Here is a 14,726-nt window from a genome sequence, read left to right as displayed (position 1 = left end):
ATATAAATGGCAACGAAATCTGATATAATAGCAAGAGTGGCAAAAAAACACCTTTTGTTAGATAAGGTCATTATAGCAGCCGTAGTTGATAGTTTTTTTCGAGTGTTTTCAAACACGTTGAAATATCATAATAGAGTTGAAATCAGGGGGTTTGGTTCTTTTTCAATTAGAAGCTATAACTTGAAAGAAGCAAGTAATTTGATGTCACAGAAGGTTGGAAAACATCAATACTTTAAAACTTATTTTCGTAGCAGTAAAAAGTTATCCCTCTTGATAAATGAATGAAAATCTATATTGTAAATTTGAAAGTTGTACAATATAGCATCATATGCAAGTAGTAGAAATAGTTATACATAATAACACATATAAAATATCTTGCGAAAGTAAAAAGAAGGACCATTTATTACAACTTGCTAATAGCTTCAACAAGCTAGTTAGCTCCATATCTCAAAGAACTGGAGGTAAGGGCTCAGATGCATTAAATTTCTTACTTGCAGCATTGACTCTCGAAGACAAAATTTTAGAATTAACAAAGCGATTAGACGAAATAAATCAAGAATGCAAAAAGTATAGGGAGGAAAAAAGAGTAGAATATGCTGAAGTATTAGATAGGGTAAACAAGATTATTGGGTGCATAAGTGATTAAAGCAAGCAATCAAATCGACTACCTCACTACTCAAATCAGGGGGGAGAAGTTTCTTACGAGTTATGTAACAATATAATTCGCAATCATCAAGATCAACTATTTTTTCGTATTCAATTAGTTCACTTAAGGAAAATTTATCAAGATATTTCAATGCAAAATGCCCTAAAAGTATATCAGTTTCTTTACAACCCCTATGCCAACTCCTATACATCAGTTTTCTTCTTAATAAGGAGATATCTATCATTGTCATTAAACTTTTTTTTAATTTAAAGACTAAACTAAATACTTGTCAAGCAAGGCGCATTTTAATATACTCAACGTTTGATTAAGATTTAAAACATAGGTGGAATTAATTTCTCATCAACTTAGTGCTGGAATATATTATTTTTTATCGTTTTCTTTAATAATTTCTATCATAGTATTCGTGCATGAATGTGGGCATTATATTGTTGCTAAAGCATGCAAGGTTAAAGTTGAATCTTTTTCTATAGGCTTTGGTCCTGAAATTTTTGGTTTTAACGACAAGTCTGGAACTAGATGGAAATTAAGTGCCTTTCCATTGGGTGGTTACGTTAAAATGTTAGGGGATACTAATGCAGCAAGCGTTCCTGTTGATCAACAAAAATTAACTGAAGAAGAAAAATTATACTCATTCCATACAAAACCTCGGTATCAAAAAGCAGCAATAGTTTTTGCAGGGCCTTTTGCAAACATGATATTTACCGTTATAGCCTTCACAATATTTTTCAGCGTGGCAGGTTATTATCGTACTCCACCAGTAATTGGTAATGTAATTGAAGAAAGTGCAGCAAAGCAAGCTGGCCTATTACCAGGTGACACTATTACACAGATCAATGAGTACAAAATAAAATACTTTGAAGATATTTCACGCGTGATAATGTCCAACCCTGAAACAAGAATAGAAATTAAGTATAGCAGAAATAACGAAGAATACAGAACTATTCTAACTCCGTTTACAGTTGAGGATAGAGATGTCTTTGGTAACATAATAGAAAGAAAAACTATAGGAATTACCTCAATTAATATGATAGGGTTAAAACAGTCATCTTTTCTTGGAGCTGCTAGCCTATCAGTGAATGAAACCTACCACACTATGTGTTTAACAATCAAAGCACTCTTTCAAATTGTTGTTGGTAAAAGGAGTATAAATGAAATAGGTGGGCCAATAAAAATTGCAAAATATTCAGGGCAATCAGCTAAAAAGGGACTTATTATGGTTCTATATTTTATGGCAATTATTTCAGCGAATTTAGCTGCAATTAACTTGCTACCAATACCACTACTAGATGGTGGGCATTTATTTCATTATATTATAGAAGCAGTTATACGTAGAGATTTGAGTTTGAAATATCAAAAATATGCAGCCACTTTTGGTGCTACCATACTGTTTTTGTTGATGGCAGTTGCAATCACAAATGATATTAGGCATCTTTTTTAAGATACATATGAAAAAGTTATTTCACATACTAATAATAATATTTATTTCTTTTCCCACTCTACTTGTTGCTCTAGAAAATAAGGAAAAAGTACAGATAAAAAATATTAAGTATATTGGCAATGAGCGAGTAAGTGATCAAACAATAAGGTTTTATACAAAATTAGAACCAGGTAATCATATAAATGATGATGATGTAGATTCAGTTATAAAAGATTTATATAAAACAAAGTTATTTGCTAGTATTAACGCCTATATCGATGATGAAAAAAACTTAGTAGTAAAAATTCATGAGAATCCATTGATTAACAAAGTAATATTGAAAGGCAATAAGTTATTTAACAGTAAAGAGTTGCTAAATAACGTTATCCAGTCAAAATCACTAACTATTTTCACTGAAACAAAATTACAAAACGATTTAATAAATCTAGCTACTCTTTATAGGAACAGTGGTAAAATTGGTGTTAAAATTGCATATGAGCTAGATAAGCTTGGTAGCAATAGGATAAATCTAATTTTTAAGATAAAAGAAGGAAGAACGTCTAAAATTAAGGGTTTACGATTCATAGGTAATAAAAACTTTTCAGCAAATGAGCTAGAGCAAGTTATCAAAAGGCATAGCAATGATATATTTAGTAAGTTATTTAGAGCCATTTTTAAAAGCGGAACTCATTATTCACCTCAATATCTACTGATTAACACAGAACTGCTTGATCGCTTCTATTCATCTAAGGGATATATTCAAAATAATATCCAACCAATTGTTGAAGTTGATAATAACAACCAAATAGAGTTAACTTTTTTGATTGATGAAAAGCAGCAATACTTATTTGGAAATAATGAAGTTGATATTGAAACTGAGATTCAGGATTTAAGTTTAAGGGAAGAAATATTAGAATTTATCAAAGAGGAAAATAATCAAATATTTAATAGAGTTAAAATTAACAATACAGCAGAAAAAATAAGTAAACATTTAAACGAAAAAGGATATATATTTGCAAAAGTTAATCCAGAATATACACAACATAACAATATTGTGAATGTAACTTACAAAGTGTTACCAGGTAAAAAGATTTATATAAACCAAATTACCATTGATGGCAATGACCGCACTTTAGATAAAGTAATTAGAAGAAAACTTAGCATGGCAGAAGGCGACGCATATAACACATCTGAGATTCAAAAATCACGTAGAAAACTTATATATAGCGATTTTTTTGAAACAGTAAAAATAAATAGTTATATAGTGGATGAAAATGCAGTAAATCTTGATTTAAATGTCAAAGAAAAAAGAACTGCCTCGTTATCTTTAACAGGTGGCATGTCTCTTCCTGGTGGAGTATTTGTTAAAACCGATTTCACAGATCGTAATTTATTTGGTAGTGGTAAAGAGGTATCTTTTGCTCTTGAAAAAAGTCAATATGTTCTTTCTACTAGTATAGACGCTGTTGAAAATAATTTTAACGATTCTGATACTTCACTAGGCATGAGTATTTTTTATGAAAAACAAGACAAACCAAACACTACTTTCGATACCTGCAACTGGGGAGGAATAGCAAAAGTATCATATAAAATCTCAGAAAATCTAACCAATTCCTTTCAATATTCTTATAAGTATAATCACATACACATGGACAATAAGGGTGGAAAAGATGAGGATATCTCTGAGATAATAAGAGATCAAGAAGGTGAGTATCAGGTTTCATCAGTGGGATACACGTTAGCGTACAATAAACTGGATAACCTCTATACTCCTAAAGAGGGATATTTATTGCGTTTAAGTCAGGATATTTCAGGATTGGGAGGAAATGTAAATTTCCTAAAATCCGAGTTTTTGTCTTTTTATACACGCCCTATACTAAGCAAAATTGATGATGATATAACACTGCGCTTTAAAATGGCAGCAGGTCATATTTTCTCTTATACCGATAAAGAGCTAAACATTGGCCAGCACTTTTTTAAAGGTGGTAATGAAATTAGAGGATTTGACCTTTCCGGCATTGGACCAAGAGCAGAAGACAAAAATCAAAGCTCATTGGGAGGCAAAACTTATTTTAATTTAACACAGCAAGTAGATTTTCCACTATCTAAATTATACGACTATGCTGGTATCAAAGGCTCACTATTTGTTGACTATGCAACACTTTTTGGTTTAGATGAAAAGAAGGGATATAGTGGGAAATATTACGATAGTAAGCTTATAAGAGTATCACCAGGTTTTGGCTTTTCAATGCCTTCTCCTTTTGGTAGAATTAGATTAGATTTTGGGTTTCCTTTAGTAAAGGAAGCTTATGACATAATACCATCGACAAACGTTAAAATTTCTATTGAAGCGGGGATTTAAATGAAATATATACAGTTATTTACATCAGTTATTGCCTTAATTATTTCCTTATTTGTGGGGTATAAGTTTGTAGGGTATCAACCTCAGAGCACGCTTAATACAAAGGCTGCCATTATTGATAGTGATAAGGTTATCAATGAATCTCTGGCTCTGCAAAATATACAACAACAAATAAAGGAGCAGAATTCTAGATTACAGAAGGAATTTGAAAATGAGTTAGAAAAATTTAAGCCATCGAAAGAAGAATTTGACCTTTTGTCAGAAGAAGCAAAAAAAGAAAAGACAGAACAATTTAGTAAGCATACTGTAAGTGTTAGGGATAATTACGCTAAGAAAATATCACATTTAGAAGAAAATTATAGAGAAGCAGTAGAAAATGTCTTTAACAAGATAAAAGAAGTTGCTAAAAAAACAGCAGAAAAAAACAACATAGATTTGGTACTATTTATTTCAAAAAAGAATCAAGTTTTATACTCTATGGATGAAGTAGATTTATCGGATGTAGTATTAAAAAATGTAAACAAGGAAATACCCGAATTTGCTTTGCAAAACATTGAATAGACTTATGCAATGTAATATCAATGATATTATAAAAATACTACCACATTCTTATCCTTTTCTCTTAGTAGATAGGGTTATAGAATGCGATCCTGGTATGAGTATAAAAGCAATTAAAAACGTGACTTTCAACGAGCAATTTTTTATTGGTCATTTTCCTGGCCATCCGATAATGCCAGGAGTTTTGATAATTGAGTCTTTAGCTCAGGCATCTGCTATATGTGTTCTCGGTAAAAAAACAGTAGAAAATAAAGTTGTATACTTTATGTCCATTGAAAACGCAAAATTCAGAAAGCCAGTCACTCCAGGAGATACCTTAATTCTTCAATCTAACTTTGAAGGTTTGCGTTTAGGTGTATACAAATTTAAGTGTGTTGCATCTGTTGGAAAAGAAGAGGTTGCAGGAGCAACAATCTTAGCAAAACTGCAAGATAAATAAAATCTTCATCTATAAGAAACAGTATGTACACTGTATAGTATAAAGATGCAACTGAATTTCAAAATCTCATTTTCAAACTTATACACTCGTAGTGAATTAATAAAGTTAGATAAGGCGTTTTTGGATTACATAAAATTGTGCGATGAAAGCTTGTTTTATTCATTAGTTGAAGCAAGAGAAAAAGCAGCTTCTTCTTCGATGTCATCCCAGTGTTCATCCCAGTGCTTGACACTGGGATCCAGAAAACAAGAAGGATGGATTCCAGCTTGGATGAAAGATGGTTGTAATAGCCAGTTAATAATGGATCTCTCACATTTACTTGATGAATTTATTGCAAAATTTTTCAATATTGAAAAAGAAGTAGAAGAGTTAAAGAGAAAACACAATGACTTTGCTGTAATATACAGATGCAAAAGATTATTTGTTCAGCGTTATGCATTGAAGAAATACACTGATGTAGCAAATATTGATTATGTCACTAACAAATTAAATAGTTTCATTACTTTACCGACAACAGAAAAAAACTTTTCTGAGCAGGTAATGAGTTGGCTTGAAAATAAAGAGGATCACAAAGAAGAAATAGAACTTGCGGCTCAATATGCAGTTTGGAGAGTGAAAAATAAACAGAGTATACTATTTAGCATACATAAGAAAATTGATTACGAAAATCTCGTATCATTCTTGAAAAAAGAAGTAGACGAGGTTGAGGTTCTGTATTCAAATGAGGTGAAAAGAAGATATGGTTTTGATCTAACAAGCAAAAAGGTGAGTTTGAATAAAGCACTAGATAATGCTCACTACTGCATATTTTGTCATAAGCAAAGTAAGGACAACTGCTCAAAGGGGCTAATCAATGATGACAACACTTTCAAAAAGTCTCCACTTAGAGTTGAGCTTCACGGCTGCCCACTAGAGCAGAAAATATCAGAAATGAATCTGGTAAAAAGCGAAGGATACAGCATAGCAAGTCTTGCAATTGTGATGATAGATAACCCATTATGTGCGGCTACTGGACACAGAATATGCAATGACTGCATGAATTCGTGCATATATCAAAAACAAGAACCCGTAAATGTGCCAGCAATTGAAACAAGGATTCTAGATGATGTGCTTAGTTTACCGTATGGATTTGAAATATATTCTCTGCTTAGCCGCTGGAATCCTTTAAATTTTCAGCGTCCATTGCCAAAAGGAAACACTGGAAAAAACGTCCTAGTTGTAGGCCTTGGTCCTGCGGGTTTTAATTTAGCTCATCATTTATTAAACGATGGGCATAACGTTATCGCCATTGATGGACTAAAGATTGAACCTTTGATCGATAATTTACAGCTAATTAAAGATTTTGAACACGAAAAATTGAGTGAACGCACGGCAGATGGGTTTGGTGGAGTGTCAGAATACGGCATTACTTCTAGGTGGGATAAAAATTACTTAAAGATTATTAGATTACTGCTGGAAAGACGTGAGAATTTTGCACTTTATGGAGGCATTCGTTTTGGCAGTACGATAACTGTTGATGACGCATTTAACTTGGGTTTTGATCACATTGCCTTGGCACTTGGCTCTGGTAAGCCACGAATGATCAAAATAAAAAACATACTAGCCCGTGGAGTGCGCATGGCATCTGACTTTCTTATGTCGTTACAACTGACTGGCGCTCTTAAATTTGATTCTATAGCAAATCTGCAAGTTCGTATGCCGATAGTTGTCATAGGTGCAGGACTCACTGCAATTGATACTGCTACTGAAGTTTTAGCTTACTATCCGATTCAAGTAGAAAAATTTCTTCTTCGTTATGAAATATTGGTTGATAAGTATGGAAAGAAATATGTCGAAAAAGATTGGAAAGAAGAGGAATATGAACTTGCAAATGAGCTGATATCGCATGCACAATTGATCCGAAAAGAGCAAGAATCAGCAAAAAAAGAGAATAGAGAAGCAAAAATATTGGAACTAATGCAAAGTCTAGGGGGAGTGAAAATTGTATATAGAAAAGAGCTAAAAGATTCACCAAGTTATCGATTAAATAGCGAAGAGGTGCAAAATGCACTATCAGAAGGGATTTACTTTATTGAAAACTTAGAGCCGATTGAAGTTGTAACAGATAAATATAACTACGCTGAATCAATAAAACTAATAGACACAAAATCTGATGAAATCAAGCATATAAAAGCACGTTCTATTTTTATAGCAGCAGGTACTAAGCCAAATACAGTTATTGCAACAGAAGATAAAAAGCATTTTAAATTAAGTAACGGATATTTTATTCATTTGAATTCATCGGGAAAAGAAATAGATCCTATCTTTTCTCCTAAGATGCGAGATAAAGATAGAATATTAGTATATAAGGAAGGCAATAAAACAATTAGCTTTTTTGGTGATCTTCATCCCTCGTATAGCGGCAGTGTAGTCAAAGCTATGGCAAGCGCTAAGAATGGTTACCCTATCATTTCTCATCTTTTGAATAGAGTTAATAGCTTCATTTATATCATTCCGGCTAGAATCTCGGAGTCATATGCACAATTGTATGAATGTTGTAATATAAGAGTAACTTTCACCAAAAAAGATGTCATTCCAGTGCCCAAACACTGGAATCCAGAAAACCTAATTTTGAATGAGTACACCAGATGGTTATATAGTCAGAACTGGATTCCAGTGTCAGCTATTTGCACGACACCACCTGCTATGCGAATTACCTACAAATTGCAGCATTTGCACGCTAAAGCGCCACGCGCTGGAATAATATCAGAACACCTAACTAACAAAGAATTTTTCAAAAAAATCAAAGAGCAATTCACTGCAAAGGTTATAAAAGTTCAATATTTAACAAACAAAGTTGTGGAAATAGTGATCAAAGCACCACTTGCGGCAAAGAATTTTAAACCTGGACAATTCTTTAGGTTGCAAAATTTTGAAACCAATAGCAGAAAAGCCAATAATACAAACCTTGCTATGGAAGGTATAGCAGTAACCGGCACTGAAGTAGACAAAAAAAAAGGATTTATTTCCACTATTGTGCTTGAAACTGGCGGTTCCACTAATTTATGTAAATGTTTTAAAAAAGGTGAACAAATAATTCTTATGGGTCCAACTGGCAGTCCTACTGAGATTGGTTAAACCTATTTTGTACTAATTATACCATAATGTATATTATTTATTAATAAATCTATACTACACTAATGATTTTTATTAAGGTAGTATTATGACACATCAGTTAATATTCACACTTCCAAAAGAAAGCTACTCTATAGCTATAGGACCATGTTCTGCAAAAAGTAGAAAGTGTAAGGAGTTTATAGCAAAAAACGAAGACGTAGGTATGAAATTTCTTATTTCTACTAAAGATGATACTGGCAAAACAGGAAAAATGTCCCTTTGTAAAGATAATAACGGTCAAGATGAGTGCACAACATCCTACACAGTTCAATTTCCAGTAATTTATAATGATCTTTTTAATGATAGCTTGAGCTACGTAAGTGTTCTTTTGGATCATGATAAAGGACATTTAACTAGGATGCACAATGAATTCGATAAATATAATATTAATTACACAGTTATGGATAATGATACAACACAGAATGTGCTGTCAGAGGATTTTATAATCTAATTTTCATTATACAGCTACTCAGAGCTCTCTTGGTTCCATTATCTGCTACTCGAATGCCGTCATTACAGTGCTTGATACAGGGATCTATAGCTAAACAATTTAATATTCCGCTATACGTTAGCGGAACCTATCTATATCATTATCCAAAAAACATAAAAAACTAAATTAACAAAGAATTCTTTAATAGAATCAGATATTGTGAAGAGCATAAAAGTCGAATGAGTGCATTAAAAACTGGCAGCTCCATTATATTTATGCAAATACTGAAGAGAAAGCGAGTAAATAACTCTCAACTGACAGACTTACTGAAGTTCTAGATATTAAAGTGGTGCCAAATTTTATTTCAAAAAGTAAATAATTTATTAACGCTCGTGCACAAGTTAAAAATAAATTATGCACGAGTGTAGCACTATGAATTAGGAGTGCTATATTAAAGCTTACCTCACTATTAAAGCTATCGGTCAGATTAGATTAAAAACCTAATCTGACCGGTTTCTCTATAACCCTCTGAACCCTGATATAATTATATGGTAATTAGCTTAACTAGTGGTTAATATGCAAATTGATTTTATTTATATGTTGAGGTAGCATAAACCATACTGGTTTACATCACTGTGCAACTTTATAAATTTTCATTTCTATTTCTATTGACTACATTAATAGTTATAGTCCTAGCATTACCTGAAAATTTAGGTAATATATTAAATTGGTCTCATCCAGTTCTAAATTATGATTTATCTTTTCGTATCGTACTAATATCTTTTCTATCAGTTGCATTTCTAGCTGTTCTACCAGCAAAAAATTTGAGTTCTTCAGAGATGCTTTCCTTTGCTGCTTACACTATCAGTTCACTCAGTGCAATATTATCTGAGCAGACAATATTAGTTATAATATTCTTTGAGTTAATGACCATCAGTGCATTTTTTGTTATCGCAGCTAGCTGTAAAGATAGTGGATCTGCAATAAGGTACGCTTGTATACACTTTTTCGTTGGAGTTATATTGATAGCAGGATTGGCATTTCAAAGCACTAACCTGATAATTTTGGGTTTATTGATAAACTGTGCTTGTTTCCCTTTTTCATTTTGGGTTGTTGATTCATATCCTGCTGCATCGCTACATGGCACTACATATCTCTCTTTATTTACCACTAAAGTCTCTTTTTTAGTGATGCTTTTACACACTTATACCCTATGGCAAGATTGTACTGAAATATTAGCACTTGTAGGCGCCATTACTGTAATTTACAGCATTATATTTGCTTCCCTTGAGCAAAATATTCGTAGATTCTTATGCTATAATGCTGTAGGACAAATGGGCTTGCTGATTATTGCAGGAAGTTTGCTCAGTCCTTCGGAAAAAGCAATACCAATTTTGATACTGCATATAATCTTCTCTCTTGTTTATCAATCATTATTGTTTGTGGTCAGTAATTCGATTATTTCACAAACAAAAACAATTAGTTTTAATGGAGTGGGTAAACTGATGTCAGTGGAAGGCATGTGTGCTATAATCGCAATACTTACAATGGCTGCATTTCCTGGAACCGTTGGATTTATCAGTAAATCATATATCACAGCTGAAATTGAAATGAACACTGTTGCCTTAAAAGGGTATAAAAATTTATATAAGCTTCTAAATTTGCTGCTTCATTTAAGCGTGGGGCTAAAGTTTCTTTATTACTTATTTATTGCAAAAAGTAAGTCAAAACCTTTAGCAGAGAGAGGAGGCAAAATGACTATGATTATTTTAGCATTCATATGTGTAATTGCTGGCAATCCTTACTTGCCTATTTACAATAAATCTTCAATTTTCGATTTTGTGTACAACACAAAAAATATTTTGTCGCAATTTAATTTGTTATTATGTACCACTTTATTGTTTATTCCTTTACGCAAGTTATTTTACCCGAGAATAAATTTTAAAATGGATGTTGATTGGATTTTTAGAGCTTTCATACCCTACATTGCCTTGCTGTTCAATCAACTGGTCCTTAAAGTGAGAGAAATGTCTGCCAACCTACTGCAAAACTTGACTAATTCACTTACTAGTTTATACTTTAATGATGTTACTAAACTTAAAGAAGTGCTGGGTTATAACTCAGTGAGTTTCGTTTCAGCTTCTTCTCTCTTTCTAATGAGTATTCTACTAATTTTATTATGTTTAAATCGTTAACTGAAAGTTTAAATTCTGTATTTAATAAACTGAGAGGAAAGTCAATCATTTCTGAAGATGATTTTAACCTTGCCATGCGAGAAATACGCATGGCCTTAATTGAAGCTGACGTTTCACTTGAAGTTGCAAAAAAATTCATCAACGACATTAAGGATAAAGTGATTGGAGAAAAAGTCATAAAAAGTGTTTCTCCAGCACAAATGATAATTAAAATTGTGCAAGATAATTTAGTTGCAGTTCTCGGATCAGAGAAAAGTGACTTAAATCTAGCAGTTAAACCCCCTGCTGTGATTATGATGGTGGGCTCACAAGGTGCAGGTAAAACAACTACCTCAGGAAAGCTTGCTTTAAAGCTAAAAAAGCAAAAGAAAAAAGTGATGCTTGCTTCTTTGGACATTTATAGACCAGCTGCCCAAAAACAGCTTGAAGTGCTAGGCAGACAAATAGATGTGCAAACTTTACCTGTAATGATAGACGAGAAGCCCATTGCAATTACAAAAAGGGCATTAGCAGCAGCAAAAAATGATACTTATGACGTATTAATACTAGATACAGCAGGCAGGCTTCATATTGACAATAATATGATGAGTGAGTTGAAAGCTGTAAAGGAAATAGCTTTACCTGCAGAAATTATTTTAGTAACCGATGCAATGATAGGTCAAGACGCAGTAAACATTGCCAAATCATTCAATGAAATAATAGGTGTAACTGGGATTATTCTCACTCGTGTTGATGGTGATGCACGTGGCGGTGCTGCTCTTTCTATGAAAATGATCACCAATTGTCCAATTAAATTTATTGCTTGTGGTGAAAAATTAAGTGACCTTGATGATTTTTATCCTGATAGAATTGCAAAAAGAATACTGAGTATGGGTGATGTTGTCTCATTGGTTGAGAAAGCTGCTGAGATTGTTGGTCAGGAAGAAATTGATAAACTGCAAAAGAAAGTAAAAAAGGGTAAGTTCGATCTAAATGACTTAGTAGGCATGTTAAAAACCCTCAATAAAATGGATGGTATTAGCAACATAATGAAATTCATTCCTAGCTCATTCACAAAAAAGCTAAGTAGCGGTGTGCCAGACGATAATAAAGTGAAAAAATATATAGCTATTATAAACTCAATGACTGAAAAGGAAAGACAAAATCCAGATATTTTAAATGGCAAAAGAAGACTTAGAATTTCTAAAGGGTCCGGAACAAGCGTAACTGACGTTAATCTTCTAATTAAGCAGTATAATCAAATGAGCTCTATGGTGAATAAGTTCAGTAAAGTTGACCATAGTAAACTCAAAGAATCTGATTTGATGGATATGCTAAGCAGAAAGTAAGTCAGCAGGTAGTGGAATGAAATAAAATCATCAGTTGTAATTGCTGTTGAATAGTAAAGTATATTATTTTAGCGTGAAGTAATAAATTCAATAAATTTCTGCAGTTGGAATTGGCATGATAATAAAAATTGATATAAGTTACTTTATCTATATTTAATGCGTTGTTTTATAGCTAACACACTATACCACCGTAGCACTACACTAGTAACAGACCGAAAGTTGTCGATAGCTCAAGTTAGGCTAGTTATAGCATCCATAATATCGTTTGTAAGCCTATAGCTATATATAACGAATGAATTTTTTTATATATTCGTTATTAGTATTTTGTATTTCCTGAGCAGTTCCGTGAGAAATGATCTTCCCTTCATACAATACTGCTATTCTATCAGCTATTTTAAATGCGCTATGAATATCATGTGTAATCGTGATAATTGTAGGGCGAAGATCTTGAGATAATTTTATTATTATCTCATTTACTACATCTGATATAATTGGATCCAATCCTGAAGTTGGCTCATCCAATACAATAATTTCTGGATTGTGCGCAATCGCCCTTGCAAGTGCTACTCTTTTCTTCATTCCACCTGATAGTTCTATTGGAAACATATCTGCTATGTTTTCCTCCAATCCAACATCATTTAACTTCTCGATTGCTAGCTGTTTTGCCTCCTTTATGTTGAGATTAAAGCGTTTTTTATAATTAAAAGATATATTTTCCCACACTGTAACATAGTCAAATAAAGCAGAATTTTGAAATAAAACTCCAAATTTATTTTTGCTTTCACTATTTATTTTAATAGACCCTGAGTCTGGTTTTAGCAATCCAATGATTACTTTTGTTAATACAGATTTACCACTTCCTGAACCACCAAGTATGACTAATGATTCCCCCTTCGATATATTAAAACTTATGTTGTTTAATATCGTTCTATCATCAAAAGACAAGCTTAGGTTCAATATTGATATTATGGGGCTATACATGTATCAGAGTAATCAAGTAGTTTGCTAAAATGATCAATATGGACGAAAAAACAACAGTTGATGTTGTAGCAACACCTACTCCTCGTGCACCTTCTCTACAATGGTAACCGTAATAACAACTTGAAACAGAAATTATAGCGCCAAAAGCAGTCGCTTTCATTAGCCCAACAACAAAATCGTTTATATTAAAGAATTGAGCTGTATATTTTATGTATATATTTAAATTGTGGTTAAATTCAAAGACTGCGGTGACATACCCTCCAAATATTCCTATTAGATCTGCACATACTGTAAGTATTGGAAATACTATAACTGACGCTAGAATTCTTGGTGCAATTAAATATTTGAAAGGATTGATGTCCAAAGTTGTAAGTGCATCTATTTGTTCAGTGATGCGCATCGTGCCAATTTCTGCTGCAATTGAGGACCCAACCTTTCCTACCATTATTAAGCTAATCAAAACTGGCCCTAACTCTTTAATGATAGTGATCGTAACAAGTTTAGGTACTACTTGTTCTTGATTAATCAAGAGACCACTTAAGCTACTTTGTAAAACTATCACCGCTCCTATAAAAACTCCAGTAAGCCCAACAATTGGCAAAGAGAAAAAGCCTATCTCTATAATTTGTTTTGCAACATTGCTAAAATAATATGGAGGAATAAAGCAGTGGTATAGAGATTGAATAAAAAATACAAATGCGTTACCAATCCTCAACAGAAAGTTAATAAAGCATCTACCGATTATTCTAACGCTGTCTATATCAAAGAAACTCACTTTACATTTATCTTAGCTAAAATTAGTTTTACTGATTTTATTAAAATTTTTATTAACTTCACCGAAGTATAGTCAAAATATGTCTTAAGTTCAATATACTTTGATCAAAATGCTTGAGTTTAAGTTTATAAGACTAAATTGTATAAGAAAACCTTATTTATTTCGCTATTTACTTCTTGTAAAAAACATGCTACTAATAAATTGTGTTATATAATTGGATTGGAGTAAATTTTGGCAGTTCCAAAAAGAAAAAAGTCAAAGTCAAGGCGTAATATGCATCGTTCTCACCATGCTATTAAGCCTAAGAATATTGTGGTATGTGCAACAACTGGAGAATTCATGTTGCCTCACAACATAGCAGTTGACAACAGCTACAAAGGAAAACGTGTTTTCATTAAACAAAAGGCGGAGTAACTCA

Annotated in this window: 14 protein-coding genes; 11 read left to right on the top strand and 3 right to left on the bottom strand. The window is 32.6% G+C overall.

Annotated features, from left to right (window positions below; translation table 11 throughout):
• Positions 1-6 precede the first annotated feature (6 nt).
• Both BVG17_RS04960 and BVG17_RS04955 read left to right on the top strand, forming a co-directional pair.
• Positions 7-285, top strand: a complete 279-nt coding sequence (locus BVG17_RS04960; RefSeq protein WP_063631011.1) for an HU family DNA-binding protein — start codon at positions 7-9, stop codon at positions 283-285.
• A gap of 43 nt (positions 286-328) precedes the next feature.
• Positions 329-646, top strand: coding sequence for a cell division protein ZapA (locus BVG17_RS04955; RefSeq protein WP_010404232.1), 318 nt, complete (start codon positions 329-331; stop codon positions 644-646).
• On the opposite strand, the gene BVG17_RS04950 is transcribed toward BVG17_RS04955, so the two are convergent.
• A complete protein-coding gene (locus tag BVG17_RS04950) occupies positions 624-890 on the bottom strand; it encodes a succinate dehydrogenase assembly factor 2 (RefSeq protein ID WP_010404229.1) in 267 nt (88 codons plus the stop codon). The genes BVG17_RS04955 and BVG17_RS04950 overlap by 23 nt on opposite strands.
• Before the next feature lie 99 nt (positions 891-989).
• Between BVG17_RS04950 and rseP the strand changes: the two genes are divergently transcribed.
• The 8 genes from rseP (at position 990) to ffh (ending at position 12,552) form a co-directional block, all read left to right on the top strand.
• Positions 990-2,105 carry an RIP metalloprotease RseP gene (gene rseP / locus BVG17_RS04945; RefSeq protein WP_007302416.1) on the top strand — a complete coding sequence of 372 codons (1,116 nt, stop codon included), beginning with the start codon at positions 990-992 and terminating at the stop codon, positions 2,103-2,105.
• A 7-nt stretch (positions 2,106-2,112) separates the two neighbouring features.
• Positions 2,113-4,446 (top strand): outer membrane protein assembly factor BamA, encoded by a 2,334-nt coding sequence (gene bamA, locus BVG17_RS04940; protein WP_063631014.1) that lies wholly within the window; start codon positions 2,113-2,115, stop codon positions 4,444-4,446.
• Entirely contained in the window at positions 4,447-5,007 is a 561-nt protein-coding gene (locus BVG17_RS04935) for an OmpH family outer membrane protein (protein ID WP_063631010.1), read from the top strand.
• 4 nt (positions 5,008-5,011) lie between these two features.
• Positions 5,012-5,443: a 3-hydroxyacyl-ACP dehydratase FabZ gene (gene fabZ, locus BVG17_RS04930; protein ID WP_006014455.1), complete on the top strand. Its 432-nt coding sequence runs from the start codon at positions 5,012-5,014 to the stop codon at positions 5,441-5,443.
• A 45-nt stretch (positions 5,444-5,488) separates the two neighbouring features.
• The gene (locus tag BVG17_RS04925; RefSeq protein WP_063631009.1) at positions 5,489-8,560 is read left to right on the top strand and encodes a WPE palindromic element domain-containing protein; all 3,072 of its coding nucleotides are present in this window, start codon (positions 5,489-5,491) and stop codon (positions 8,558-8,560) included.
• 85 nt (positions 8,561-8,645) lie between these two features.
• Entirely contained in the window at positions 8,646-9,050 is a 405-nt protein-coding gene (locus BVG17_RS04920; protein WP_063631008.1) for a hypothetical protein, read from the top strand.
• Positions 9,051-9,664: 614 nt separating this feature from the next.
• On the top strand, positions 9,665-11,224 hold the full coding sequence (locus tag BVG17_RS04915; protein WP_063631007.1) for a proton-conducting transporter transmembrane domain-containing protein: 1,560 nt from the start codon (positions 9,665-9,667) through the stop codon (positions 11,222-11,224).
• A complete protein-coding gene (gene ffh / locus BVG17_RS04910; RefSeq protein ID WP_017532384.1) occupies positions 11,209-12,552 on the top strand; it encodes a signal recognition particle protein in 1,344 nt (447 codons plus the stop codon). The genes BVG17_RS04915 and ffh overlap by 16 nt, the downstream gene beginning before the upstream one ends.
• Positions 12,553-12,831: 279 nt before the next feature.
• On the opposite strand, the gene BVG17_RS04905 is transcribed toward ffh, so the two are convergent.
• Together BVG17_RS04905 and BVG17_RS04900 are read right to left on the bottom strand one after the other, a co-directional pair.
• Entirely contained in the window at positions 12,832-13,533 is a 702-nt protein-coding gene (locus tag BVG17_RS04905; protein ID WP_063631006.1) for an ABC transporter ATP-binding protein, read from the bottom strand.
• Positions 13,526-14,308, bottom strand: coding sequence for an MlaE family ABC transporter permease (locus BVG17_RS04900; RefSeq protein ID WP_017532382.1), 783 nt, complete (start codon positions 14,306-14,308; stop codon positions 13,526-13,528). The genes BVG17_RS04905 and BVG17_RS04900 overlap by 8 nt, the downstream gene beginning before the upstream one ends.
• A 231-nt stretch (positions 14,309-14,539) precedes the next feature.
• On the opposite strand from BVG17_RS04900, the gene rpmF reads away from it, so the two are divergent.
• On the top strand, positions 14,540-14,722 hold the full coding sequence (rpmF, locus tag BVG17_RS04895; protein ID WP_006014434.1) for a 50S ribosomal protein L32: 183 nt from the start codon (positions 14,540-14,542) through the stop codon (positions 14,720-14,722).
• Positions 14,723-14,726: the final 4 nt, after the last annotated feature.

Source organism: Wolbachia endosymbiont of Laodelphax striatellus (assembly GCF_007115015.1).
In the GTDB taxonomy this organism is placed as follows: domain Bacteria; phylum Pseudomonadota; class Alphaproteobacteria; order Rickettsiales; family Anaplasmataceae; genus Wolbachia.
This window is presented reverse-complemented; position numbering and strand designations above follow the sequence as displayed.